Raw genomic sequence first — 25,633 nt, 5'->3', positions numbered from 1 at the left:
TTGCGGGTACTGTTGATCAAGACTTCATCGCTGGGCGACGTGATACACGCGTTGCCGGCGCTGACCGACGCCGCCAGGGCGATCCCCGGGATCAAATTCGACTGGGTGGTGGAAGAAGGCTTCGCCGAGATCCCGACCTGGCACCCGGCCGTTGGCAAAGTGATTCCGGTGGCGATCCGCCGCTGGCGCAAAAACATCTGGAAAACCATCACCAGCGGCGAGTGGAAACGCTTTAAACAAAGCGTACGCGCCAACAAATACGACTTGGTGATCGACGCCCAAGGCCTGCTGAAAAGCGCTTGGCTGACGCGCTACGTCAAAGCGCCGGTGGCCGGCCTCGATAAAGGTTCGGCCCGCGAGCCGATGGCAGCGCGTTTCTACGATCGCAAACTGGCCGTGGCCCGTGGTCAGCATGCTGTCGAGCGCGTGCGCCAGTTGTTCGCCATCGCCCTCGGTTACGACCTGCCAAAAGGTCTCGGCGACTACGGCCTCAACGTCGAACGTCTGGTCGAGCTGCCGCGCAAAAATGCCTTCGTGGTATTCCTGCACGGCACCACGTGGGACACCAAACACTGGCCGGAAAGCTATTGGCGCGAATTGACTGAACGCGTCGGTTACCTCGGCGTCGGCGTCAAACTGCCGTGGGGCAACCCGCAGGAGAAGGCGCGCGCCGAACGCATCGCCGCCGGTTTCAAACACGCCGAAGTGCTGCCCAAACTCAATCTGGCCGGTGTCGGCAAAGTCCTCGCCGGGGCGCAGGCGTGCGTCGCGGTGGACACCGGTCTCGGCCATTTGGCCGCAGCACTGGACGTGCCGACCATCTCGCTGTTCGGCCCGACCAATCCGGGCCTGACCGGCGCTTACGGCAAATTGCAGATTCACCTGGCCAGCGACTTCCCGTGCGCGCCGTGCCTGCAAAAGAAATGTACCTATCAACCGACCGCGCAGGATGCCCGTCAGTTTGACCTGAAGCGTGAACAGCCGCTGTGCTTCACGCGTCTGAACCCCGAGCGTGTCGCCAGCCGACTGAGCACGTTGTTAATGGCTGAGGAGCTGCGCTGATGCAATTGGCATTCGTCCTGTACAAATATTTCCCGTTCGGTGGCTTGCAGCGCGACTTCATGCGCATCGCCCTCGAATGCCAGAAACGCGGGCATCAGATCCGCGTCTACACACTGATCTGGGAAGGCGACGTGCCACCCGGTTTTGAAGTGCTGGTGGCGCCGGTCAAAGCGTTCTTCAATCATCGTCGCAACGAAAAGCTCAGCGCGTGGATGGCGGCGGATCTGGCCAAGCGCCCGGTCGATCGCCTGATTGGTTTCAACAAAATGCCGGGGCTGGATGTTTATTACGCCGCCGACGGTTGCTTCGAAGACAAGGCGCAAAACCTGCGTCATTCGCTGTACCGCCGCTGGGGCCGCTATCGCCACTTCGCCGAGTACGAGCGTGCGGTGTTCGCCAAAGACGCGAAAACCGAAGTGTTGATGATTTCCGAGGTGCAGCAGCCGCTGTTCATCAAGCATTACGACACGCCGCTTGAACGCTTCCACCTGTTGCCGCCGGGCATCGCTCAAGATCGTCGCCGTCCAGCGGACGCTGACGAAATTCGTGCCGGTTTCCGCGCTGAATTCAATCTCAAGGACGACGAACTGCTGCTGGTGCAGATCGGCTCCGGGTTCAAGACCAAAGGCGTCGATCGCAGCCTGAAAGCGCTGGCCGCATTGCCCGCTGAGCTGAAGAAACGCACCAGGCTGTTTGTAATCGGCCAGGATGACCCCAAATTGTTCCAGATGCAGAGTGCCACTTTGGGGCTGGGCGATAACGTGACGTTCCTTAAGGGGCGCAGCGATATCCCGCGTTTTCTGCTCGGCGCCGATCTGTTGATCCATCCGGCGTACAACGAAAATACCGGCACCGTGCTGCTCGAAGCGCTGGTCGCCGGTTTGCCGGTGCTGGTCAGTGCAGTCTGTGGTTACGCCCATTACATTGCCGAGGCCGATGCCGGGCGAGTGCTGGACGAACCCTTCGAGCAGGCGCAGCTGACGCAATACCTGACTGAAATGTTGAAAGACGACGCTGCACGCGCGGCCTGGAGCCGCAATGGTCTGGCCTTCGCCGAGACGGCCGACCTCTACAGCATGCCGCAACACGCGGCCGATGTGATTCTGGCGGAGCACGCTTAATGAAGTTGATGCTGGCTGAACCGTTCAAGAGCCTCTGGGCCGGGCGCGACCCGTTCGCCGAAGTCGAGGGCTTGCAGGGCGAGGTATACCGCGAGCTGGAAGCCCGCCGGACACTGCGCACGGAAGTCGAAGGCAACGGCTTTTTCGTCAAGATCCACCGTGGCATCGGCTGGGGCGAAATCTTCAAGAACCTGCTGACCGCCAAGCTGCCGGTACTCGGCGCAGGTCAGGAGTGGAAGGCGATCCAGCGTCTGCAGGAAGTCGGCGTGCCGACCATGACTGCCGTGGCGTACGGCGAGAAGGGCAGCAACCCGGCGGATCAGCACTCGTTCATCGTTACCGAAGAACTGGCGCCGACCATCAGCCTCGAAGACTTCAGCATCGACTGGATCAAGCAGCCGCCCGAGCCAAAACTCAAGCGCGCGCTGATCGCCGAAGTCGCGCGCATGACCGGCATGATGCACCGCGCTGGCGTCAACCATCGCGACTGCTACATCTGCCACTTCCTGTTGCACATCGACAAACCGGTGACGCCGCAAGACTTCAAGCTCTCGGTGATCGACCTGCACCGTGCGCAGACCCGGACGAAGATTACTCAGCGCTGGCGCAACAAGGATCTGGCTGCGCTGTATTTCTCCGCGCTGGACATTGGCCTGACTCGTCGCGACAAACTGCGTTTCCTCAAGGGCTATTTCCAGCAACCGCTGCGCCAGATCCTGGCGGAAGAAGCGCCGCTGCTGAGCTGGCTCGAAGGCAAGGCCAACAAACTCTATGCGCGTAAACAGCGCTACGGGGATGCGCTCTGATGGCGGGTTGGACGCTTGAACCGCAATACAGCGAGCTCGCCGAAGATTTCGGCAGTCTCGAAGCGGTCTTCGCGCTGCAAGGCGAACGCCTGACCCGCGACCCGCTGTCCGAAGTCATCCGCGTGCAGCGCAATGGCGTCAACTATTACGTCAAGCGCTATGTCGGTGCCGGTAAAGGCTTGCGTCGTTACCTCGGCAAGCCACGCGTAAAAATGGAATGGCAGAACCTCAAGCGTTTCGCCAAGTGGGGCATTCCCACCGCTGAAGTGGTGGCCTGGGGGTTGGAGCGGCGTGGTGCGGCGTATGACCGTGGCGCGATGATCACCCGCGAACTGCCGAAAACCGAAGACCTCTCGGCCCTCGCCGAACGCAAGGATCCCAAGCTCAAGGATGGCGCCTGGGTCGACGCTGTCAGTCGGCAGCTGGCCGGTTATACCCGGACGATGCATGATCACCGATTTACCCATAACGATCTGAAATGGCGCAACCTGCTGATCGATGACCAGGCGCGGATATTTCTGATCGATTGCCCTAACGGCGAGTTCTGGCGCGGCTTCTGGCTCAAGTACCGGATCACCAAGGACCTGGCCTGTCTCGACAAGCTTGCCAAATATCACCTGTCCAATACCCAACGCCTGCGTTTCTATAAGCAATACCGCCAGTGCGATCGGCTTGACGACGCCGACAAGAAACGGATTCGGCACGTGGTGAGATTTTTCGAGGGACGCGAATGACTGATTTTCTGGCCGAAGATGACCGTGCGCTGCTGGAACGCCACGGCCTAGGCACTTTTGACGCCCTGTGGGCCAAGCAACTGGAGGCGGTGGACGAGCCGAATACCGCCCGTGGCGGCTGGAGCAGCGTGTTCCGCCTGGACCTGGAAGGCCACGGTTACTACCTCAAGCGCCAAAGCAATTATCTGACCCGCACCCTGCATGCGCCGTTTGGCGAGCCGAGTTTCGCCCGCGAGTTTCGCAACATCAGTCGCTATCAGAAGCTCGGCATTCCAGCCTTGCAGGCCGCCTTTTTCGGTGAGCGCAAAGTCGATGGCGAAGTTCGCGCGATCCTGCTGACCCGGGCACTGGATGGCTGGAGCGATCTGGAATCGTTGCTGCAGCGCTGGTCGCAGCTCAGTGCTGCGCAGCATTCGGCGATCCTCAAGGCTTGTGGTTTGCTGGCGCGGCATCTGCACGGTGTGCGCCAAGTGCATGGCTGCTTCTACCCCAAACACATCTTTCTTCGGGCCACCGGCGACGGTTACCAGGCGCAATTGATCGACCTGGAAAAAACCCGGCCGTTGTTGTTCGGCATGCGTGACCGGATCAAGGACCTTGAGCCGTTGCAGCGCCGCGCGCCCGAGTGGAACGAAGCGCAACTGCGCGAGTTGCTGGCGGCTTATCTGGATCAGCCAACCGACAGCTCGCTGCTCGACAGCTGGCTCGCCCGCTTGACCGCGCGCCGCAGTCACAAGGAGACGCGCTGATGCAATTGTCCGAGCTGGCCGGTGTCGGGCGCGTCCCGCAACTGCCACTGAGCGTGACCCTGGCGGACTCGGCGGGCACTGCGCACTTGCAGCTGCTGAGCTTGTTGCGGGTGCTGCCGGGCCAGCGTTACGTCGGTGCCGGCGTCTGGCGCGGCCGTCCGGTGCTGGCCAAATTGCTGGTCGGTAGCAAGGCGCCACGGCATTTTCAGCGCGAGCTGGACGGCGTGCGTCTGTTGGCGGCTCAGGGCATGACGACACCGTTGTTGCTGGCCGATGGCTTGCAGAGCGGTGAAGGTGGCTGGCTGCTGTTTGATTTCCTCGAAGGTGCCGAAAGTCTCGGCGAGGCCTGGGCCAAGGTCGAATCGTTGCCAGTATTGGCGGATGAGCAATCTGCGGTGCTGGCCCAAGCGCTGGGCGCCATTGGCCAGCTGCATGGCAAAGGGCTTTGGCAGGAAGATCTGCACCTGGACAACCTGCTGCGTCATGGTGGCCAGTTGTACCTGATCGACGGTGCCGGCATTTGCGTGGAGACCGCGGGTGAGCCGTTGTCGCGGCAAAAGGTGCTGGAGAATCTTGGCGTCTTTTTCGCTCAGTTGCCCAAGGCACTGGAGCCGTTCACCGAAGAGCTGCTGGTGTATTACCTGTTGAGCAACAGCGAGCACGCGTTGCCTTTGGAAGCCTTGCAGAAACAGATCGACAAGGTGCGCCGCTGGCGCTTGAAGGATTTTCTGATCAAGGTCGGTCGCGAGTGCACGCTGTTCAGCGTGCGGCGTGGAGCGTTCGGTCTGCGCGCGATCCGTCGTGAAGAAGAATCCGCCATGGTGCCGGTGCTGGAGCAGGCTGATGCGTTGCTCGATCAGGGTCATCTGTACAAGACCGGTGGGGCCGCGAGCGTCGGCAAGGTCCAGGTGGGCGCGCGCACGCTGGTGATCAAGCGCTACAACATCAAGGGCTTTGCGCACTGGCTCAAGCGTTTCTGGCGCCCGAGTCGGGCCTGGCATTCGTGGCGCGAAGGCAACCGCCTGGCATTCCTCGGTATCGCCACGCCGAAACCGCTGGCGGTGCTGGAGAAGCGCTTTTTATGGCTGCGCAGTCGGGCGTATCTGGTCACCGAATTTCTCTCCGGGCCGGACATCATCGAGCGCTTTGCGCCGTATGTTGAAAGTGGCGAAGCGCCGGAGGCGGAGTTGCAGGCGCTGGACCAGCTATTCGCCCGATTGATTGACGAACGTATCAGCCATGGCGATTTCAAGGGTCACAATCTGTTCTGGCAGCAGGATCGCTGGGCGTTGATCGACCTTGATTCGATGTGCCAGCACGGATCTGTCGGCAGCTTTGCCCCGGCTTATGCCCGTGATCGTGCGCGATTCATGCGCAACTGGCCCGAGAGCAGTGCGTTGTACCAGGTCATTGATCGGCGGCTGCCAAAGGCTATCGCCGGCGCGTAATGAGGCCTGCCGCGAGCGGCCGGCAAAAAACACTACAGCAACAGAGGACAAGATTCAGCGACGCGTCCTACAGCATCTACGGAAGCCATGAACTGTGTCCTGTTCAGCTCCGATGCTAGTTTGCCCAACGATTTCGGAGGGCGAATTTTGACCATTAAACAGGCTGTAATGTTGGGTGCAATTTCATCGGTTCTGGCCGGCTGCGGCAGCGTCATGACCGTTTTGCAGGACGATGCTGACGTCGCCCGGGACATGCGCAAGCAAAAGACGTATTGCCAATCCATTCCGCGGATTTACAGCGGTCTGGCTTTTGATTTCTGTGTGCTGAACGCGCCACCCGACCCCAGCGGTTTTCTGGTGCCGTTCGTGTTGCTGGATCTGCCGCTGTCCGGGGTGTTCGACACGGTATCGCTGCCCTATACGATTTATCGTCAGGTCACCGACGGCAACCTTGGTATTTACTGGCGCAGAGGGGGTTATTAAGACATTGAGCAAGACTAATCCGAATCATTCGAAGCGGGTGTGATTCGCAAGGGTAATTCCCGGCATGTTTACGCTATAATCCCGCCCTTTAGCTGTCTCTCGCCCGGAGCGAAGACACATCAATTTTCAGGGCGCCTTGCGCCCGAATGCAGACTAAAGAGGCTAGACCCCTGTGGCATTGACGATTCTTGGCCTGTCCGGCGCCCTTAGCCATGATCCTTCAGCGGCCTTGTACATCGACGGCAAGCTGGTGGCGGCGGCTGAAGAAGAGCGCTTCGTACGCGATAAGCATGCAAAGAACCGCATGCCCTACGAATCGGCGAAGTTCTGTCTCGAACAGGCCGGCATCAAACCGTCCGACGTTGACGTGGTGGCGATCCCGTTCGCCCCGATCAGCCTGTTCGGCAAGGCACGCTGGCACTATGCCAAGCGTTACTGGTACGCCCCGGATCGCGCCCTCGACGCGATCCTGATGGGCAACCGTCGCTACAAGCGCTATCGCAACAAGATCGTCTGGTGCCTGGAACAACTGGGTTTCGATCCGAAAAAGATCAAGATCGAGCCGGTCGAGCACCACCTGGCTCACGCCTCCAGCGCCTACCACTGCTCGGGTTTCAAAGAGAAAACCGCGATCCTCGGTATCGACGGCAAGGGCGAGTACGCCACGACCTTTTTCGGTTATGGCGAAAACGGCAAGATCCACAAGATCAAGGAATTCTTCGATCCGGACTCCCTCGGCGGCCTGTACGGCGCGATCACCGAGTTCCTCGGCTTCGAGATGCTCGACGGTGAGTTCAAGGTCATGGGCATGGCGCCATACGGCGACGCCAGCAAATACGATTTCTCGCGTCTGGCCTCGTTCGAGAACGGCGAGCTGGTGATCAACACCGACTACGCCAACGTGATCGGCCTGCGTCGCTACAAAGAGAAGGGCAAAGGCTTCTACTTCTCGCCGAAGCTGATCGAATGGCTTGGCCCGAAACGCGAAGGCGACATCGCTGACGAACCGTACATCCACTACGCCGCGAGCATGCAAGCGCTGTTCGAGAAACTCGCGTTGCAGATGATCGACCATTACCTGGGCGACGTGCTCAAGGAAACCGGCAAACTCGCGTTCGCCGGTGGCTGTGCGTTGAACGTCAAGCTGAACCAGAAAATCATTGCCCGCGATGACATCAAAGAGCTGTTCGTACAGCCTGCCTCCGGTGATGCCGGTACCGCAGTGGGTGCAGCGGCCTACGTCTCGGAGGCCCGTGGTGTGCCGGTCGAGAAGATGGAGCACGTCTACCTCGGCCCGTCGTACAGCAACGAAGACGTGATCGCCGCCTGCGCCCGTCACCAGAACAAGCCGACCTGGCGCAAGCTCGACAACATGCCGGAGCAGATCGCCAAAATCATGGTCGATGGCAACCCGGTGGCCTGGTTCCAGGGGCGCATGGAGTTCGGTCCGCGTGCACTGGGTGGTCGCTCGATCATCGGTTGCCCAAGCGTGCCGGGCGTGGCTGACCGGATCAACCACCAGATCAAGTTCCGCGAGCGCTGGAGGCCTTTCTGCCCGTCGATGCTCGACACCGTTGCGCCACAGATGATCAAGATCGATCACCCGGCACCGTTCATGACGTTCACCTTCGAAGTGGCTGAAGAGTGGAAGACCCGCGTGCCGGAAGTCGTCCACGAAGATGGCACTTCTCGCGCCCAGGTGCTCAAGCGCGAATACAACCCGCGCTATTACGACATGATGAAGGCGCTGGAAAATCTGACCGGTAATGGTGTATCGCTGAACACCTCGCTCAACCGTCGTGGCGAACCGATGATCTGCTCGCCAACTGACGCGCTGAACATGTTTTTCGGCTCGGATCTGGAATACCTGATCATGGAAGATATTCTGGTCGTAAAAGAGGGTGTAAAAGGATACGAACTTGACTGAAACACTGATCAGCGTCGTCATTCCGGCTTACAACTATGCGCGAACCCTGCCCCGAGCAGTGGAGTCGGTGTTGGCGCAGTTGGATGAAGCGACGGCGGATCTGTTGGTCATCGACGATGGGTCGACGGACGAGACGCCTGAGGTGGTCGAAAAACTCCTGCTCAAACATGGCGGGCGTTTCCGTGCGCTGCGCAAAAGCAATGGCGGGTTGTCTTCAGTGCGCAATCGTGGGCTCGAGGAGGCGACCGGGCAGTATCTGGTGTTTCTCGACTCCGACGACGAAATGGCCCCCGGCGCACTCGCAGCGTTGGCGCAGCATATTGGCAACAACCCCGAGAGCAGGATGATCATTGGCGCGCACTGGTCGGTCTTCGCTGACGGCAGGCGCAGTCTGCAAGGTGCGAAGCCTTTGCCATTGACGCCACGCCAACGCTTGCAGGGCTACCTGCTGGACAAGACCATTTCGATTTCCAACGGTGCCTGTGCGATGCATCGTGATGTATTCGCGCCGGGCAATTACCCTGAGCACTTGCGCAATGTTGAAGACTTGCCGGTGTTTGCTCAGGTATTGGCGCGCTATCCGTGCACGGTGCTGGACATGCCTCTGGCACTTATTTACAAGCATGCTGACAGCATGCGTCATGATCTGCGTCAGAGTCTGGCGGCAGGTACCGAGCAGGTTGTCAGTGAAGTGTTTTCCGCTCGGCGCATGCCGACTGAGATGCACGACCTGCGTCAGGCATTTCTGGCGCAGCGTTGCCTGTCGCTGTTTCGTGACTGTTATTCCCATGGTGAATACAAACTGGCCAGAGCGTTCTACTTTCAGGCGTTGCGTGCAGACTGGCGGACGTTTTCGCGTTGGTCATACACTCGCAAGGCGTTGAGGTCGCTGTTTCGGTGAACGGTTCGCGGTGATGTGCGCGTACCCTGTTAAGCGTGTCGGTGAGGTGGCTGGGTGAAAGGTACGGGCAATAAAGTGGGCGCTCAGGTTTCACGGATCATCGACGAATACCCGGTTTTGCTGGCGTTTTTGGGTAGTGTGCTGCTGTCACTGATAGCGGTCATGGGCACCGCGACAGTGGGGCGTGATGCCGCGCTGTACATTGATATCGCGCAACAGGTCACCGAGCACGGGCCTAATGTGGCCTGGGCCGCTTTCGACTGGCCATGGTTTTCCTTTCTGCTGGCCGGTACGCACACGGTCCTGCATTTGCCGCTCGAACTGAGTGCCTATCTCTGGTGCGGTCTGTTTTTTGCCGGCACCAGCGCGTTGATGGTGGATTGCGTTCGTCAGCGGTCTGCACATCTCGCCAGTTGGGCATGCCTCGTGGTACTGGCAATGCCGGCGGTGAACGCCTTTCGCAACGACATCATTCGCGAATGCGGTTTCTGGTTCTTCTGCACCCTGACACTCTGGCTCGCGCTGCGCTGGCAAGCCCGTGGCGGCTGGCTGCGGGCGGCATTGATTCATTTGGCAATCGTTGCGGCGGCCTTGTTTCGGCTGGAAGCCTTGCTGCTGGTGCCGGCGTTGGCGCTGTGGCAGTTACCCAGCCTGTGGTCGTCGAACCGACGGATGCAATTCGTGCAGTTTTCGCTGTTACCGGTTCTGGGGCTGCTGGCCGTTTCGGTATCGGGTGTGCTCATGTCGGCGCGGGTGATGCTGTATCTGGACATGATTGCGCCACACAGCGTGTTTGCTTCCTTCCAGATGCTGTGCGATCAATTTGCCAATTCGCTCATCAACAAGTACTCCCAGGATGAATCTGGCCGGATCATTTTCTTCGGCATCCTGGCGACCATGACTATCAGTTTCGTGAAGCTGATGGGGCCTTTCGCGGTGCCCTTCATTCTGCGGCGCAACTGGGGGGTGCTAGCTGTCTACTGGCGCGACTATCGACCTTTTGCCTGGACGGCATTGCTGTATCTGGTGGTGCTGGTGCTGTTTTTCATCAAACAGCAGTTCATGAATACGCGTTATCTGAGTTTTCTCAATCTGTTGTTCGTGCCCGTGCTGGCCATGGGGCTGGCAGCGTTCGTTCGCGAGTTCCCGCGTTGCGGCAAATGGCTGGTGGTTCTGGGGTTGCTGGTGATGCTGTCAAACGTCATTTCCACCGGAGCCGGCAAAACGCATTACGTCGAGGCCGGCCGCTGGATGTCGGCCCATGTCGAGCCAGGGGCGAAGACCTATTTCGAGGATGGGCGGATCAGCTATTACGCCGGTCGCGGCTACGTGATGCCGGCACTGACCGCAGAGCAAGCGATGTCGGCAGCGCACGCGGGCGACTATCAGTACTTCCTCATCGAGGCCAAGGGTGACGAGCCATGGCTGAATGAGTGGCTGGTGGCGCACAAGCTGCGCATCATCGAGCATTTCGCCAATCGCAAAGGTGCCACCGTGGTGGTCATCGGTCCCTGAGATTCAGCCGAGCAGCGGACGCAGGCGCGAGATCAGCGGCGCTTGCCGGTTGCTCGGCAGCGCCTGCCGATAACCTTCGATAAACGTGTCGCCGGCATCCTGGCCCAGCAACCATTGGCGGTCTTCCTTGTAACGCAGCAAGTGAGCGAAGTTGCGCAGGCGTTTGCTGTCACTGAGTGCGCGTTTCTGGCAGCGCAGGTCGGCGATATCGATCAGGCCCAAATGGTGGTCCGGCGTCAGCACCACGTTGCCGAAATGCAGCGATCGAAAGTACACGCCTTTTTCGTGCAGCAGGGCGAAGTACCCGCCCAGCTGGAATCGCAATGAGTCAGCCTCATCGCCAGAACTCTGCAACTGACGCACCGTATTGCCTTCCAGCGGGCTGTAATACACGCCGTCACGCTCGATGCTCGGGATGCGATAAACCGCAATTACCTTGGGGCAGAGAATGCCGCGTTGTTCAAGGGCCCGGGTGTTGTCGGCAAAGCGTTGCGCATAAGGGTAGAACAGCGCCGAACTGAGCAGGCGCTTGCGACGAAACAGCTTGAGCATGCGTCCATCGGCCAATCTGAGCACTTTGTCGCCGGAGCCGTCGGCTTCCAATACGTGTGCACCTTCGCGCAGTGCCTCGTAAGTGCTGTGATCAATCGATTGCATATCCGGCTCCCCATCATTAGCGGGGTATCTTAACCGACTTGGTCGAGGGCTGGCTGGATGTCATGTTTATCGGGGCAAAAACGCGTGTGATATCATCGGCGCCTCACTGAATTGCGCGGATCACCATGAGCAGTCCTGAACCGAAAGCCCAGTCCACGCTGGCGATCTATTTCCGCCTTTTGGCTTACGTGCGGCCTTACGCTGGCCTTTTCCTACTCAGCATCGTCGGGTTTCTGATCTTCGCATCGACTCAGCCGATGCTCGCTTACATCCTCAAGTATTTTGTCGACGGTCTGGCCAATCCTGAAGCCAGTCTGTTTCCGGGCAATCCTTATCTGGGCAAGCTGCAGTTGCTCGAAACCGTGCCGTTGATGATCGTGTTCATTGCGCTGTGGCAGGGGGTAGGTTCCTATCTGGGCAACTTCTTTCTGGCGCGGGTTTCCCTGGGATTGGTGCATGACCTGCGGGTGGTGTTGTTCAACAAGTTGCTGGAACTGCCTAACCGCTTCTTCGACAAGAACAATTCCGGTCACCTGATTTCCCGGATCACCTTCAACGTGACGATGGTCACGGGCGCGGCGACGGATGCAATCAAAGTCGTCATCCGTGAAGGCATGACGGTGATTTTCCTGTTCTGCACGCTGTTGTGGATGAACTGGAAGCTGACCCTGGTCATGGTCGCCATCCTGCCGTTGATCGGCTTGATGGTGAACAGCACCAGCAAGAAATTCCGCAAGCAGAGCAAGAAGATCCAGGTCTCGATGGGTAACGTCACCCACGTCGCCTCCGAGACCATTCATGGCTATCGTGTGGTACGCAGTTTCGGCGGCGAACAGTACGAAAAGGATCGCTTTCGCGATGCCAGCCAGAGCAACACCGACAAGCAGTTGACGATGACCAAGACCGGCGCCGTCTACACGCCGATGCTGCAACTGGTCACGTACACCGCCATGGCCGTGGTCATGTTCCTCGTGCTGTACCTTCGCGGGGATGCATCGCCGGGCGATCTGGTGGCTTACATCACCATGGCCGGTCTGCTGCCCAAGCCGATTCGCCAGCTGTCGGAAGTCAGTTCGACGATTCAGAAGGGTGTCGCCGGTGCCGAAAGTATTTTCGAGCAGTTGGACGAACCGGCGGAAGTGGATCAGGGCAGTGTCGAGCGCGATCGTCTCGAAGGCCGTCTGGAGGTGCGTAATCTGAGCTTCCATTACCCCGACACCGACAAAGCGGTGCTCAACGACATCAGTTTTGTCGTTGAGCCGGGGCAGATGGTCGCTCTGGTTGGCCGTTCGGGCAGTGGCAAGTCGACCCTGGCCAGCCTGATTCCGCGCTTTTATCAGCATGATCAAGCTCAGGGCCAGATCCTTCTCGATGGCGTCGAAGTGCAGGACTTCACCCTGCGCAGCCTGCGCCGGCAGATTGCGCTGGTGACCCAACAGGTCACGTTGTTCAACGACACGGTGACCAACAACATCGCTTATGGCGATCTGGCGGGCGCGCCGTTTGATGAAGTCAAACGTGCTGCCAGCGAAGCCTACGCCGACGAATTCATCATCAAGATGCCGCAGGGCTATGAAACCATGGTCGGCGAAAACGGTGTGCTGCTCTCCGGTGGTCAGCGTCAGCGCATCGCCATCGCCCGGGCCCTGCTCAAGGATGCGCCGTTGCTGATTCTCGACGAGGCGACGTCGGCCCTCGATACCGAGTCGGAGCGGCATATTCAGGCAGCGCTGGATCACGTGGTGCAGAACCGCACGACCCTGGTGATCGCTCACCGCTTGAGCACCATCGAGAAAGCCGACCTGATTCTGGTCATGGATGAGGGGCGGATTGTCGAGCGTGGCACTCACGCGCAACTGCTTGAGCAAAATGGCTACTACTCGCGCCTGCATGCCAAAGAGTTTGAAGAGGGTGACGAACCGCAGCCGGCCCACGCGACCAACGTATGCTGACGATGTTTCGCAGCTTTCGAGAACGTGGCTGGACTGAAATCGACCGGGAAGCCTACGCCTGGGCCTGGCAGCGTTTCGGTGGCAGCTTCGCCACGCATCCGGAGGTCGTCGAGCGTCTGTCGACCTTCGTTGATATCGAACTGCGTTATCTGGGCTGGATCGTTGACGGCGCCGTCGTTGCCGCCATTCCCTGCTGGGGGCGGCATGTCGCCTTGTCCAAGGAAGTGCTCAAGCGCGAGGGCAAACGCGGTTTGCTCGATATGGGCAATGCGGAAATCATTCTGCCAATCGCGCCGGACGTCACCGTGCCGGTACGCCAGCGCATGGCTTATGTGTCGCAACTCAATGCCGAGCAGATCAGCACCTTGAAAGTGCAGCCCGAGGGCTTGGCGCTGGCGCGGTTGCCGGAAGAGTATTCGAAGAAATTTCGCTACAACCAGCGTCGCGAGCAGCGCCTGCTGGAAGAGGCGGGCGGGTCACTGGTGCCAATGTCCGACTTTACGCCGCAGGAGCAGGCGGCGGCTTACGGCGATCTGTTTCAACGTCGCTGGGGGTTCGAAGTGCCGGGCAAGGCCGGGCTCGCCGAGGTCTTCACCTTGCTGCGTGAGTTCATGACCGGTTCGGTGGCGCTGCTCGAATCGGCGCCGGTGGCGATTCAGGTGCTGTACCGCGTCGAAGCGCCGCAATGGGTGTCGCTGGAATACATCAACGGTGGCGTCGACCCGCAGAGCCGCGAGTTCAGCCCTGGCAGTGTGCTGAGCTTCGTCAACACGCAGCAGGCCTGGGCAGATGCGCAGGCGCTGGGCAAGCCTTTGCGCTATTCATTCGGTCGTGCCGACCGTGAGTACAAGGATCGCTGGTGCCACACGGTGCCGGTCTACAAGGTCTGAATCCATGAGCGCTCGCAAGCAACAGCTTCTCAAGGCCCATCGGCGCAACAAGCGTCTGTTTCTCGTGGCGTTTCTGCTGGGGCTATTGCTGATCGGCTTGCTGCTCGGCTGGTGGCTGGTGCCGCTGTTGCTCGTGGTGGTGTGGGTCGCCCATGAGGCGTGGTTTGCCGACCATCTGTTCTACCGGCCAACTGACGATTACCAATACGACTTTCCTGCGCACACGGCGCGTCAGGCCGTGAGCCTCGCGGACGGCGTGGTGCGCCTGAGTGAGCCGCTGGCGCCGGGTGAAACGCTGGTCCTCGAAGTGCAGTTGAGCAGCACCTGGCTGGGCCGCTGGCTCGACCCCTGCGTTGCCGTCGGCGATGACTGCCAGGAATTTGAGCGTGGTGTCAAAGGGCGGCGTTTCCTTAATCTGTCCGGACAGGCAGCGGCACTGGCGCAAGGCTCGTTGGCGTTGCGCGGGCGCTATTGTGCGGTGGGCGCTGCCGGCACTTTGTGGGTCATGGCCAACCCGGACTACAGCCGCCAGCGCGTGATGGTCCTGGCCCCCCACGCCGATGACGCGGAACTGGCGGCGTTCGGCCTTTACAGTCGCAGCGCAGACGTCAGCATCGTCACCCTGACTCAGGGCGAGATCGAGGCTGAAGATTTTCAGCGTCTGGGGTTGGATCAGGCCGCGGCCGCGCGGTTGAAGGGGCGCTTGCGCAGTTGGGACAGCCTGACGATTCCGCTGTGGGGCGGTGTGCCTGCCGAGCGTTGTGTGCAACTGGGCTATTACTGTCTGCAATTGCCGGCGATGGCGCAAACGCCAGACCAGCCATTCGGCTCGCGCGAGTCGCAGGAAACCGACGTGCGCAGTGTCCGTCGCCATAATCCGCTGGTCCTGCCGGCCGACACCGATGGGCAGCCGAGCTGGCGCAATCTGGTTGCCGATCTGGCGGCGTTGCTTGAGCATTACCGTCCTGAAGTGGTGGTGACGCCGCACCCCGAGCTCGACCCTCACAGTGATCACGTCGCCTCCACCCAGGCGTTGCGCGAGGCGATCGAACTGAGTCACTGGAAGCCGGCGACCCTGCTGATGTACGCCAATCACTTGCACGACAACGATCGCTGGCCGATGGGCCCGGCCGGTACCGGTATCGCCTTGCCACCGGCGATCGAGGCGCTGCCGGCGGATCGCTTGTGGAGTCCGTTGTTGTCGGCGGACGTGCAACTGGACAAAGCCATGGCGCTGGCCATGGAGCATGATCTGCAAGGCCCGCCTGTGTTCAAGCGGCAGTTGCGGCGCTGGATCCAGCAGGCATTGGCGGGCCGTCGCTGGCCTGTCACGGGCAGTAACGAATTTTTCCGCAAGGCTGTCCGGCGCCACGAATTGTTCTGGGTACGCGACCTTTCAGATTGAGGCGGACGGGGCTTTACCCTGTGGTAATATCGCGCCCCTGTTCATTTTGTATGTGGGTTGCTCCATGAAGTTGTCCATGCCGCGTTTCGATCAAGCCCCGGTCTTGGTAGTCGGCGATGTCATGCTCGACCGTTACTGGCATGGCGGAACCTCACGGATTTCCCCTGAGGCGCCGGTGCCGGTGGTTAAGGTCGAGCAGATCGAAGATCGTCCGGGCGGTGCCGCGAACGTTGCCTTGAACATTGCCGCGCTGGGTGCGCCGGCGTCCCTGGTCGGTGTGACCGGCGACGACGAAGCCGCCGACAGCCTGAGCAACAGTCTCAAAGGCGCGGGAGTACGTGCCCTGTTCCAGCGCATTGCGCACCAGCCAACCATCGTCAAGCTGCGGGTCATGAGCCGGCACCAGCAACTGCTGCGTATCGACTTTGAAGAACCGTTCGCCACTGATGCCCTGGCCCTGGCCTCGCAGGTCGATGATCTGCTCGAAGGCATCAAGGTGCTGGTGCTCTCCGATTACGGTAAAGGCGCACTGAAAAATCATCAGGCGCTGATTCAGGCTGCACGGGCGAAAAACATCCCGGTGCTGGCCGACCCGAAGGGCAAGGATTTCTCGATCTATCGAGGTGCCAGCCTGATCACGCCTAACCTCAGCGAATTCGAAGCCATCGTCGGCGGTTGTGTCGACGAGCACGAGTTGGTGAGCAAAGGCGCGACGCTGATGCACGAGCTTGAACTCGGTGCGCTGCTGGTCACCCGTGGGGAACACGGCATGACCTTGTTGCGCCCTGATCATCCGGCGCTGCACCTGCCGGCCCGTGCCCGTGAAGTGTTCGATGTCACCGGTGCCGGCGACACGGTCATTTCCACCCTGGCCGCAGCGATTGCCGCCGGTGAAGAGTTGCCCCACGCCGTCGCGCTGGCCAACCTGGCTGCGGGCATTGTGGTCGGCAAGCTCGGTACGGCCGCCATCAGTGCACCCGAACTGCGTCGCGCCATTCAGCGTGAAGAAGGTTCCGAGCGCGGTGTGCTGGGGCTTGAGCAGTTGCTGCTCGCCGTCGCCGATGCCCGCGCGCATAACGAAAGAATCGTCTTCACCAACGGCTGCTTCGACATCCTGCATGCCGGGCACGTGACCTATCTGGAACAGGCGCGGGCCCAGGGCGATCGCCTGATTGTCGCGGTCAACGACGATGCGTCGGTCAGCCGCCTGAAAGGGCCGGGACGTCCGATCAACAGTGTCGATCGGCGGATGGCCGTGCTGGCAGGCCTTGGCGCGGTGGACTGGGTCATCAGTTTCCCTGAAGGCACCCCGGAAAACCTGCTGCGCGAGGTCAAACCGGACGTGCTGGTCAAGGGCGGCGATTACGGTATCGATCAGGTTGTCGGCGCTGACATCGTCAGCGCTTACGGCGGCACCGTGAAGGTGCTTGGACTTGTGGAAAACAGCTCGACAACTGCGATTGTCGAGAAGATTCGCAGTCGTTGATCAGATGAATTTTTACCGATGTGTACTGCGTGTAAACGGATTTTGCCTTGGGGATTTTACCGTTTCCGTTGAGGTAGGCAGCTGTGAATCCGATGCGCTTGCCTGCCTCCGTCGCGTGGTCGATTAATCTATGAAAGTCATGCTCTTGGTGATGGACGAGCAGCGGGTCATCCTCGACCGGCTCTACGACATCGTGCAGCAGAACTGTGATGAATGTTTCATCTTCCGTCTGAGCAAACAGCAGCAGTTGAACCTGGGAACGTTTCTGGCTTCGGTTGATTACCAGACGTTTGATCGCGTGGTGATTTTCTCCCGGGTCAAGCGCCTGGCCACGCAGTTGCAGGTGCTCAAATGCATACCCGGGCTGGTGTTTCTTGAACACGACGCCTATCAGAACTACATGCCGGCGAGTAAGTACCGTGGCGTGTACTCGCGCCTGTATCGTCGTCTGCCGAGTTGCCGGGCGCTGGTGTCCGGGGCTGTGGTCGCGCGCAAGATGCTGGCTGAAGGCATCGACACAGTGTTCGTTTCCAAGGGTTATGACGAGCAGATGCTGCGCAATACCGGCGCGGCGCGCGACATTCCAATCGGCTTTCTTGGCAGCCTGAAAAGCACCGAGTACGCCGAGCGCAAGGCGCTGCTGGAGTCGCTCTCCAAGCGTACCGGCATGCTGGTGACCCGCACGAAGTCGGGCGCGGAATACCTGGAAACGCTCAATCGCATCAAGATCTTTGTCAGTGCCGATATCGGCATGAACGAATTCATGATCAAGAACTTCGAAGCAATGGCCTGTGGTTGCGTGCTGCTGGCCTGGAGTCAGGGCGAGGAAGATCAGCTGTTGGGCTTCGAGGACATGCACAACACGGTGTTCTACCGCAGCGAAGACGAGGCCGTGGAGAAGATCAAGCTGCTCCAGGACAACCCCGAGCTGGCGGAACAGATCGCCCGCAACGGCCAGGCCTTTGCAGAGAGCCGCTATTCCTTTGCCCGCGTCGGCCAGGCCCTGGCGGCGGAAATCCAGCGCGAAATGCGCCCATGGCAGCCGCCTTCCGCGTTTACGCGGTTCTGGGTGAAGCTGCGTCATGGAATGAAGGTGCCGGTCTGAATGAAGGAGCATGAATCGCTGCAGTCCAGCGAGTACATGGCGCTGGATGCGCTGCCCGGTGGTGATCAGAATGTTCTGCAAGCCTTGCCTGAGGCACTGCGCGCAAGCCTGAGCCGTGCGGCTCGGTTGGTCCTGATTGCCAATAATCCGGCCATCACCGCGGCGGATTTTCAGGCGCTGAACATCGGCGCCAATGACATCGTCGTCAGCTTCAATACCTGCATCAAGGCGCCGCTGCTCAATGCGCAGAGCGTCAATGTCTTCGTGCACGGCTACAACGCGCCGGACGCGTATTTTTTCGGCCTGCCGTGCGGGCCGGACGTGCAGCGCCTGATCGATCAGGCACACGAGCACTGTTTCACCCTGCTGGTTGGCTGCGCCGCACCGATGTGCCCGCTACCTCGCGTGGCCATGTATTGGGATCGCATCCCGCTGCCGCCACTGTGGAATTACCCGGTCGACCGGCCGGGCGGCAAGCGCTATGTCGGGCCTTCCACCGGGTTCAACACGCTGGTGTTGTTCGATTGGCTGCGCGGTCACGTCGGTTATACCTACCAACTGATGACCCTGGGCTTTTCCAACGAGGCCGGCAAGCTTTGGGGCGGCCATGCCTGGGACTATGAGCGCGACTGGCTGCGCAAGTCGGATGTGATCGTGGTGCCGTTACAACCTCGTCGCTGGTGGCAGAAGCTGTTTCGACAGCGGTAAGCGAGATCCTGTATCCGGTCGCCGCCGGGCACGAACTACTTTCAAAAGGTGCTGTTGCGTGTTGAAAATTGCCGTGGCCTTTTTCGGGATTCCGAGAAATTCACAGATCTGTTTCCCCTCCATCGAACAGAACGTCCTGGCGCAGTTGCCGGCGGGCAGCGACGTGAAGTGCTTTTATCACCTGTATAAAATCGATGAAGTGCAGAACACGCGGTCTGGCGAGAAAGGCGAACTGGCGGCGGCTAACTACCAGCCCTTCGAGTCGATGACCGGTGCGCTGACCTCGACCGAAGGGGTGCTGGAGCGTTGGGATTTCGAGCAGGTCAAAGCACAGGGCGATACCTGGGCGGATGACTTCGCGTCGCTGCGCAATCTGATCTATCAGCTTAACTCGCTGCACACCGTTACCACGATGATTGAGTCCTTCAACCCGGATTTCGTGGTGTTCGTGCGGCCGGACAACTTCTTCCACACGCCGCTGCCCGCGTACGTGTTCAATCACCCGCAAGCCCGGCGCCACCACGCGTACATTCCGGACTGGCAGTGGTGGGGCGGCCTGAATGACCGTCTGGCCATTTGCGGGCGCGATACCTATGTCGCCTATGGCAAACGCATCGAACGTATTTTCGATTTCTGCAAGGCAACGGGCAGAAAGCTGCATTCCGAGCGCCTGCTCAAGTTCGCACTGCTGGAGGCCGGCGCCAAGGTTTGCACGCTGAAAACCCAGGCCTCAAGGGTGCGCATTACCGGTGCATTTGCTGAAGAATCGTTCTCGCCCAAGCGCGGCATGGGCAAGCGCGAAAACCGCTATTTCCATTTCTTCGCCACCTTGCGCACCTGGTGGGATCGCCGACGCTAACGTCGGCTATTTGCTCGCCTGTTTCTTGCCCAGGCCGACCAGGCGCAGGGCTTTGATGCTCAACTGCTTGAGCCCTGAACGCGGGGCTTTGGCCGGTTGCAGCCCCTGTTGCACCAGCCAGTCTTTCCAGCGAATGCGCTCTTCACGCACGACCCAGCCGGTCTGAGTGGCGAAGCTCTCGGCGAGGTACAGGCCTCGGGTGCTGGCGGGCACGAGTTTGTCGCGCTTGAGTGTGTACAGCTCGGCCAGCGGTGCGCCGTCCTTGAGGGGCATCAGGTACAGGTCGGGACGTTTACGGTCGAGCCGGGCCACCAGTTGATCGCCTTCGAGTCGCTCATCGACATGGAACAGGCTCAAGGATTTGGCTTCCTTGGGCACATCCAGGCGCAAGTCGTAGATCAATTGCAGCGACGCCGTCGGCAGATGCACATAGGCCCGCGGCCGCTCCAGCAATTGCAGATTGGCGCTGCGTATGGGGCGCGCCGAGCCGGACAACGGCGTCAGGCGAAACGGCAGCGCCTCGCGGTAATGCAGCGCAGCGGAGTAGGGCGCTGGCAGCCAGGTGTCGTTGAAGCGCCCGCCGAGCCAGCCTTCGGGCGTTTCCAGCAAGCACTCTTCGGCAATTTCCTGAATGGCGGTGTGCAGCGGGATGTTCAATTCGTGCGCCGGAACGTAGCCGGAAATCAACTTGAGGACGACGTCACCGCGATCCTGCCGGCGCTGGCGCACCAGCACCCAATAATCGCGATTCTGCCAATGCAGGGTCAGGCGCACGGAAACCCCGAGGTTGGCCAGTTCCAGCGAGAAGCGCTCGGTGTCAGCCACACTCACCGGTTTGCGCCGCTGCAAGGTCTGCGCGAAGTTCAGTGGCATGCCGACGCTCTGATAGGTCAGGCCTTCGGGCGTGGCTTCGACGAACAATGGCAGGGTCTTGAAGTTGCTCGGGTTCTTTCTGATGAGCGTGCGCGGCATATCGGCTCCTGCTTAAGGCCGCGAGGCGGCGTCAGTGACCACGAAGGACCTGAGCAACGGTCGCAACGTTGTGGGCGAGGTGCAGCGGATTGATCGTCCCGACAATAGCACTGGCAACACCCGGCTGCGCGAACAGCAGTTCGAAGCTGGCACGTACCGGATCCACGCCCGGGCTCAAACAGACATGACCGCTGGCCAGGGCTTTTTTCACCAGAATGGCTTTGCCGTGGGCAGCAGCATAGTCAATGACAGCTTTCTCGTTTTGTTCGTTCAGATTGTAGGTGACCATCGCGCAGTCGCCTTGCTCCAGTGCTTTCAAGCCACCTTCGACAGTTTTGCCGGAGAAGCCGAAGCCGCGAATCTTGCCTTCGGCCTTGAGCGCCGCGAGTGTCGCGTAGACCTCTTCGTGCTCAAGGATCGCCATGTCGTTGCCGTCGGAGTGCACCAGCACCAGGTCGATAAAATCGGTTTCAAGACGTTGCAGGCTGCGTTCCACCGACATCCGCGTGTGCGCTGCACTGAAGTCGTGGCGCGACAGGCCATCGGCGAATTCTTCGCCGACTTTGCTGACGATCACCCAATCCTGACGCTGGCCACGCAGCAACGGGCCGAGGCGTTCTTCGCTGCGCCCATAGGCCGGGGCCGTGTCGATCAGATTGATGCCCAGATCGCGGGCCTGACGCAGCAGCATCTGCGCTTCATCATCGCCGGGAATCTGAAAGCCGTTGGGGTATTTCACCCCTTGGTCGCGACCGAGTTTGACCGTGCCCAGGCCCAGTGGCGAAACCCTCAGGCCGGTGCTGCCCAGCGGGCGATGAAGGTCGTGCAACGTTGCAATGGTCATGGCAGCAGTTGCTCCCAGGCGGGAACGCCCATCGGTGGTTTTGGCAGGGCCGGCAAAGGCTCGCTGGCGTGCGGCTGGATGCCGTCGCGCTCGAGGGCGGCGATGACGCGATCGGCGAAGTCCGGCGCCAGCGCCAGTTTGGTTGGCCAGCCGACCAGCAAGCGGCCCTGTTCGGCAAGGAAGGCGTTGTCCGGGCGGGTCAGCCCGGTTTGCAGCGGCTCGGCACGATCAACGCGCAAGGTCGCCCATTGCGTGGTGCTGAGGTCGATCCACGGCAACAACTGTGCGATCTCTTTCTGCGCGGTGGCGATCTGCTCGGCTGGTTCACGGTGCACGCCTTCGCTCTCGGCGATGTCGCCGCCCATGTACCAGACCCACTGGCCGTCAGCGGCCGGATGCGTGGTCACGGTGATGCGCGGTTTGGTGCCGCCGCCCAGGCAGTGCGCGTACAGCGGTTTCAGGCCCGGGCCTTTGGCGATGATCATGTGCAGCGGCCGACGTTGCATGGCCGGCTGGCTCAAACCAAGCGCTTCGAGCAGTTGGGCGGTGCCGGCGCCGGCGCTGAGGACGATGCGTTGCGCACGAATCTCGCGACCATCGACTTTCAAACCGACCAGCACGCCCGCTTCCAGCAGTGGCTCGATGGTTTGCCCGGCGAGCAGGCCATCGCCGGCCAGATCGGCGAGACGCTGGATCAGGCTCGGCACATCAACGACCAGTTCGGCGAGACGGTAGACCTTGCCCTTGAAGCGTTTGTCTTGCAGGGCTGGCGGTAATTGATCGCCCTTGACCTGATCAACCCGGCCGCGCACAGCTTTGCTGGCGAAGAAACTGGTGAGGTTGCCGGCGAGGGTGCCGGGCGACCACAGATAGTGAGCTTCGGAGAGCAGGCGCACGCCGGACAGATCCAGCTCGCCATTGCCGGCCAGCGCTTCACGCCAGCGGCGCGGCATGTCGGCGATGGCTTCCGAGGCACCGGTCAGCGCACCGTGCAGCGCGTACTTGGCGCCGCCGTGGATGATGCCCTGGGACTTCACACTCTGCCCGCCGCCGAGGCTGGCGCTTTCCACCAGCACGGTCGAAAAACCCTGGCGGCGCAGACGCGCGTTCAGCCAGAGGCCGGCGACACCAGCGCCGACAATCAGAACGTCGGTGGAAATAACGGATGGCATGCAGCGACCTCAGTGTTCAAGACGAGGGCGCAGTATACAGACTCGGGAAAGCGCGGGATTTGTCGATGATCAACAGGCCGAACGCAGAACCAAATGTGGGAGCGAGCTTGCTCGCGAAGAGGGTGTGTCAGATAGCAATCATGCGTCTGACGAACCGCTTTCGCGAGCAAGCTCGCTCCCACAGGGATTGTGCTTGGATTTTTAGTGGCCGGCAGTTTTCGAGAACAGCTGGATCACCACGACACCCAGCACGATCAACGCCATCCCCAGCATCGCCGGGATATCCAGCTTCTGCCCGTAGATAAACAGCGCCGCGACGCTGACCATCACAATCCCCATGCCCGCCCACACCGCATAGGCGACGCCGACCGGAACGGTGCGCACCACCAGTGTGAGCATCCAGAACGCAATCGCGTAACCGACGATCACCAGCACCAACGGCAGCGGCGTGCTGATGCCTTTGACGGCTTTCATCGACACGGTGGCGATCACTTCGGCGCAGATGGCAATGGCCAGGTAGGCGTAGGCGTTCATGGTTCAAATCCTCAATATAAAACGTTGCTTGCTGAGGCGGCATTCTAGTGATTCACCAGATGGGGTAAAGTCATTACCTATCTGTTCTGAAGATGGGTTGATGAATCAGCATGCAGTGGAATCTGGATCAACTTCGGGTGTTTGTCGACGTCGCCGAACATCGCTCGTTTTCCGCCGTGGCGCGCCAGCAGCGCAAAGCGCAGTCGGCGATCAGCAGCGCCATTGCCATGCTCGAAGATGATTTGGCCGTCAGCCTGTTCGAGCGTAGCAGCGGCCGTCAGCCAACGCTCACCGAGGCGGGCGAAGCGCTGTTGGAAGAGGCTCGGGAAGTCCTGCGCCAATGCGAGCGTCTGAATGGCCGGGCGATGGCGATGATGCGTGGTCAGGAAGCGCAACTGCGCGTGGCACAGGACGAGGCGATGCCCTATCAGGCGCTGGTGGAAAGTTTCGGTGAATTGGCCGAGCAATTCCCCAGCCTTGAAGTGCAACTGACCAGCGCCGCGCAAGGTGAGGTCGCACGCAAGCTGGTCGAGCGTCGTGCCGACCTCGGCTTGCTGTTTTATCACGACGAAATCCCCGAAGCGCTGGAGCGCCGAGTGCTCGGCAGCGTAGAGATGGTCACGGTCTGCGGGATCAATCATCCGTTGGCGCAGCAGTCCTACGTGACCTGTCAGCAACTGGCGCAGCACCGGCAACTGTTGATGTCGACGCAAACCAGCGTCTATCCCGGCAACGAGCCGGCCAGCCCGCAGGTGTGGCGCGCCGACAGTTTCTACGTGATGTCCGAATGGCTGGTGCGCGACCTCGGCTGGGCCTGGTTGCCGCGCCATGTGGTGCAGTACTCGGCGTATCAGGGCTTGATGGTCGAACTCGACAGCGAATGGACCCCGCCGGCATTGGTAGTGGAACTGGTCTGGCGCCGCGACGAGCCCCTCGGCCCGGCCGCGCGCTGGCTGGCTGAACGTTTTGCCGTGCACTTGCGGGCGATCGGCGACAAAAGTCGATAAACTCCGCCGCCATGAATAGAACTCTCTACACCGCGCTGTTTTACCTGGGGCTGCCATTGGTGGCGATTCGGCTATGGCTGCGGGCGCGCAAGGCGCCGGCGTATGCCAAGCGGATTGGCGAACGTTTCTCCTACGGCATGCCGACGCTGCAATCCGGCGGCATCTGGGTGCACGCCGTGTCGGTGGGCGAAAGCATCGCTGCGGCGCCGATGATCCGCGCCTTGCTGCAACATTATCCACAGTTGCCGATCACCGTGACCTGCATGACCCCGACCGGTTCGGAGCGGATTCAGGCACTGTTCGCCAACGAGCCGCGCATCCAGCACTGCTATCTGCCGTATGACTTGCCGTGTGCGGCGGCGCGCTTTCTTGATCGCGTGCAGCCGAAGCTTGCGGTGATCATGGAAACCGAACTGTGGCCCAATCACATTCATCAGTGTGCCAAGCGTGGAATCCCGGTGGCGCTGGCCAACGGGCGCTTGTCCGAGCGCTCGGCACGCGGCTATGGCCGCTTCAGCAAACTGACCGCGCCGATGCTCGCCGAGATGAGCCTGTTCGCCGTGCAGACCGAAACCGAAGCCCAACGCTTCCGCGATCTGGGTGCGCGCGCGGAAACGGTCGAGGTCACCGGTTCGATCAAGTTCGACCTGACCATCGACCCCGCACTGCTGCAACGCGCCGCTGAACTGCGCGGTCAATGGCAGGCGCAAGAACGTCCGGTGTGGATCGCCGCCAGCACTCACGAAGGCGAGGATGAAGTGGTGCTCGACGCCCATCGCCGCTTGCTGGCCAATCACCCGGATGCGTTGCTGATTCTGGTGCCGCGTCACCCGGAACGTTTCAATTCGGTGTTCGAGTTGTGCCAGCGCGAAGGCTTCGCCACGGTGCGGCGTTCGACCGAAGCCAATGTCGATGCGCAGACGAGCGTGCTGCTCGGCGACACCATGGGCGAGTTGCTGTTTCTCTACGCACTGGCGGACAGCGCGTTTGTCGGCGGCAGCCTGGTGGCCAACGGCGGGCACAATCTGCTGGAGCCGGCAGCGTTGGCCAAACCGGTGATCAGCGGCCCGCACCTGTTCAACTTCCTCGACATCGCTGCGCAATTGCGCGAAGCCGGGGCGTTGGCTGAGGTGGATGATGCCGAAGGGCTGGCGGTGGAAGTGCAGCGCCTGTTTGAGCTGCCGCGTGATGCGCAGCGTATGGCGGAGGTGGGGCTGGCGGTAATGCGCCGTAATCAAGGGGCGTTGCAGCGTTTGCTGGATGGCTTGGGCCGACTGATCAAATAAAGTAAAAAGA

The 25,633-nt window shown here is 60.6% G+C and carries 24 protein-coding genes; 19 read left to right on the top strand and 5 right to left on the bottom strand.

Annotated features, from left to right (window positions below):
• From waaC to WA225_RS05590, 10 genes are all read left to right on the top strand, one after another.
• Nucleotides 1-1,062, top strand: coding sequence for a lipopolysaccharide heptosyltransferase I (waaC, locus tag WA225_RS05635; protein WP_422607179.1), 1,062 nt, complete (start codon nucleotides 1-3; stop codon nucleotides 1,060-1,062).
• Nucleotides 1,062-2,183, top strand: a complete 1,122-nt coding sequence (locus tag WA225_RS05630) for a glycosyltransferase family 4 protein (RefSeq protein ID WP_422607178.1) — start codon at nucleotides 1,062-1,064, stop codon at nucleotides 2,181-2,183. The genes waaC and WA225_RS05630 overlap by 1 nt, the downstream gene beginning before the upstream one ends.
• Nucleotides 2,183-2,989: a lipopolysaccharide core heptose(I) kinase RfaP gene (gene rfaP, locus WA225_RS05625; protein ID WP_422607177.1), complete on the top strand. Its 807-nt coding sequence runs from the start codon at nucleotides 2,183-2,185 to the stop codon at nucleotides 2,987-2,989. The genes WA225_RS05630 and rfaP overlap by 1 nt, the downstream gene beginning before the upstream one ends.
• Complete coding sequence (locus tag WA225_RS05620; RefSeq protein ID WP_422607176.1) at nucleotides 2,989-3,723, top strand: lipopolysaccharide kinase InaA family protein; 735 nt, start codon at nucleotides 2,989-2,991, stop codon at nucleotides 3,721-3,723. The genes rfaP and WA225_RS05620 overlap by 1 nt, the downstream gene beginning before the upstream one ends.
• On the top strand, nucleotides 3,720-4,472 hold the full coding sequence (locus WA225_RS05615) for a lipopolysaccharide kinase InaA family protein (protein ID WP_422607175.1): 753 nt from the start codon (nucleotides 3,720-3,722) through the stop codon (nucleotides 4,470-4,472). Before WA225_RS05620 ends, WA225_RS05615 begins: the two co-directional genes overlap by 4 nt.
• Nucleotides 4,472-5,920: a lipopolysaccharide kinase InaA family protein gene (locus WA225_RS05610; protein ID WP_422607174.1), complete on the top strand. Its 1,449-nt coding sequence runs from the start codon at nucleotides 4,472-4,474 to the stop codon at nucleotides 5,918-5,920. The genes WA225_RS05615 and WA225_RS05610 overlap by 1 nt, the downstream gene beginning before the upstream one ends.
• A 147-nt stretch (nucleotides 5,921-6,067) precedes the next feature.
• Nucleotides 6,068-6,403 (top strand): YceK/YidQ family lipoprotein, encoded by a 336-nt coding sequence (locus WA225_RS05605; protein ID WP_422607173.1) that lies wholly within the window; start codon nucleotides 6,068-6,070, stop codon nucleotides 6,401-6,403.
• Between the two features lie 172 nt (nucleotides 6,404-6,575).
• Nucleotides 6,576-8,330 carry a carbamoyltransferase gene (locus WA225_RS05600; RefSeq protein ID WP_422607172.1) on the top strand — a complete coding sequence of 585 codons (1,755 nt, stop codon included), beginning with the start codon at nucleotides 6,576-6,578 and terminating at the stop codon, nucleotides 8,328-8,330.
• Entirely contained in the window at nucleotides 8,323-9,231 is a 909-nt protein-coding gene (locus WA225_RS05595) for a glycosyltransferase family 2 protein (RefSeq protein ID WP_422607171.1), read from the top strand. Before WA225_RS05600 ends, WA225_RS05595 begins: the two co-directional genes overlap by 8 nt.
• 54 nt (nucleotides 9,232-9,285) lie before the next feature.
• Nucleotides 9,286-10,746, top strand: coding sequence for a hypothetical protein (locus WA225_RS05590; protein ID WP_422607170.1), 1,461 nt, complete (start codon nucleotides 9,286-9,288; stop codon nucleotides 10,744-10,746).
• Nucleotides 10,747-10,749: 3 nt separating this feature from the next.
• On the opposite strand, the gene WA225_RS05585 is transcribed toward WA225_RS05590, so the two are convergent.
• The gene (locus tag WA225_RS05585) at nucleotides 10,750-11,403 is read right to left on the bottom strand and encodes a toluene tolerance protein (RefSeq protein WP_422607169.1); all 654 of its coding nucleotides are present in this window, start codon (nucleotides 11,401-11,403) and stop codon (nucleotides 10,750-10,752) included.
• Between the two features lie 125 nt (nucleotides 11,404-11,528).
• On the opposite strand from WA225_RS05585, the gene msbA reads away from it, so the two are divergent.
• The 7 genes from msbA to WA225_RS05550 all read left to right on the top strand — a co-directional run bounded on the left by msbA (nucleotide 11,529) and on the right by WA225_RS05550 (nucleotide 19,808).
• Nucleotides 11,529-13,355 carry a lipid A export permease/ATP-binding protein MsbA gene (gene msbA / locus WA225_RS05580; protein ID WP_422607168.1) on the top strand — a complete coding sequence of 609 codons (1,827 nt, stop codon included), beginning with the start codon at nucleotides 11,529-11,531 and terminating at the stop codon, nucleotides 13,353-13,355.
• Nucleotides 13,349-14,245: a GNAT family N-acetyltransferase gene (locus WA225_RS05575; protein ID WP_422607167.1), complete on the top strand. Its 897-nt coding sequence runs from the start codon at nucleotides 13,349-13,351 to the stop codon at nucleotides 14,243-14,245. Before msbA ends, WA225_RS05575 begins: the two co-directional genes overlap by 7 nt.
• 4 nt (nucleotides 14,246-14,249) lie before the next feature.
• Nucleotides 14,250-15,650: a PIG-L deacetylase family protein gene (locus tag WA225_RS05570; RefSeq protein ID WP_422607166.1), complete on the top strand. Its 1,401-nt coding sequence runs from the start codon at nucleotides 14,250-14,252 to the stop codon at nucleotides 15,648-15,650.
• A gap of 64 nt (nucleotides 15,651-15,714) precedes the next feature.
• Nucleotides 15,715-17,136: a bifunctional D-glycero-beta-D-manno-heptose-7-phosphate kinase/D-glycero-beta-D-manno-heptose 1-phosphate adenylyltransferase HldE gene (hldE, locus tag WA225_RS05565; RefSeq protein WP_422607165.1), complete on the top strand. Its 1,422-nt coding sequence runs from the start codon at nucleotides 15,715-15,717 to the stop codon at nucleotides 17,134-17,136.
• A gap of 130 nt (nucleotides 17,137-17,266) precedes the next feature.
• Entirely contained in the window at nucleotides 17,267-18,241 is a 975-nt protein-coding gene (locus tag WA225_RS05560) for a glycosyltransferase family protein (RefSeq protein ID WP_422607164.1), read from the top strand.
• Nucleotides 18,242-18,949 (top strand): hypothetical protein, encoded by a 708-nt coding sequence (locus WA225_RS05555; RefSeq protein WP_422607163.1) that lies wholly within the window; start codon nucleotides 18,242-18,244, stop codon nucleotides 18,947-18,949.
• Between the two features lie 58 nt (nucleotides 18,950-19,007).
• Nucleotides 19,008-19,808, top strand: a complete 801-nt coding sequence (locus tag WA225_RS05550) for a hypothetical protein (protein ID WP_422607162.1) — start codon at nucleotides 19,008-19,010, stop codon at nucleotides 19,806-19,808.
• A gap of 6 nt (nucleotides 19,809-19,814) precedes the next feature.
• Here the strand turns inward: WA225_RS05550 and WA225_RS05545 are convergent, their stop codons facing one another.
• The 4 genes from WA225_RS05545 to WA225_RS05530 all read right to left on the bottom strand — a co-directional run bounded on the left by WA225_RS05545 (nucleotide 19,815) and on the right by WA225_RS05530 (nucleotide 23,330).
• Complete coding sequence (locus WA225_RS05545) at nucleotides 19,815-20,780, bottom strand: metal ABC transporter ATPase (RefSeq protein WP_422607161.1); 966 nt, start codon at nucleotides 20,778-20,780, stop codon at nucleotides 19,815-19,817.
• 31 nt (nucleotides 20,781-20,811) lie between these two features.
• Nucleotides 20,812-21,624 (bottom strand): aldo/keto reductase, encoded by an 813-nt coding sequence (locus WA225_RS05540; RefSeq protein WP_422607160.1) that lies wholly within the window; start codon nucleotides 21,622-21,624, stop codon nucleotides 20,812-20,814.
• Nucleotides 21,621-22,796, bottom strand: coding sequence for an NAD(P)/FAD-dependent oxidoreductase (locus tag WA225_RS05535; protein ID WP_422607159.1), 1,176 nt, complete (start codon nucleotides 22,794-22,796; stop codon nucleotides 21,621-21,623). Before WA225_RS05535 ends, WA225_RS05540 begins: the two co-directional genes overlap by 4 nt.
• Before the next feature lie 201 nt (nucleotides 22,797-22,997).
• A complete protein-coding gene (locus tag WA225_RS05530) occupies nucleotides 22,998-23,330 on the bottom strand; it encodes a DMT family transporter (RefSeq protein ID WP_007915730.1) in 333 nt (110 codons plus the stop codon).
• A gap of 104 nt (nucleotides 23,331-23,434) precedes the next feature.
• Between WA225_RS05530 and WA225_RS05525 the strand changes: the two genes are divergently transcribed.
• A complete protein-coding gene (locus WA225_RS05525; protein WP_422607435.1) occupies nucleotides 23,435-24,337 on the top strand; it encodes a LysR family transcriptional regulator in 903 nt (300 codons plus the stop codon).
• An 11-nt stretch (nucleotides 24,338-24,348) separates the two neighbouring features.
• Nucleotides 24,349-25,623 (top strand): lipid IV(A) 3-deoxy-D-manno-octulosonic acid transferase, encoded by a 1,275-nt coding sequence (gene waaA / locus WA225_RS05520; RefSeq protein WP_422607158.1) that lies wholly within the window; start codon nucleotides 24,349-24,351, stop codon nucleotides 25,621-25,623.
• The last annotated feature ends 10 nt before the right edge of the window (nucleotides 25,624-25,633 follow it).

The sequence above is a fragment of the Pseudomonas sp. genome, from assembly GCF_049300855.1.
Lineage (GTDB): Bacteria > Pseudomonadota > Gammaproteobacteria > Pseudomonadales > Pseudomonadaceae > Aquipseudomonas.
The sequence above is the reverse complement of the archived record's forward strand: the minus strand, read 5'-3'. Positions and strand labels throughout refer to the sequence as shown.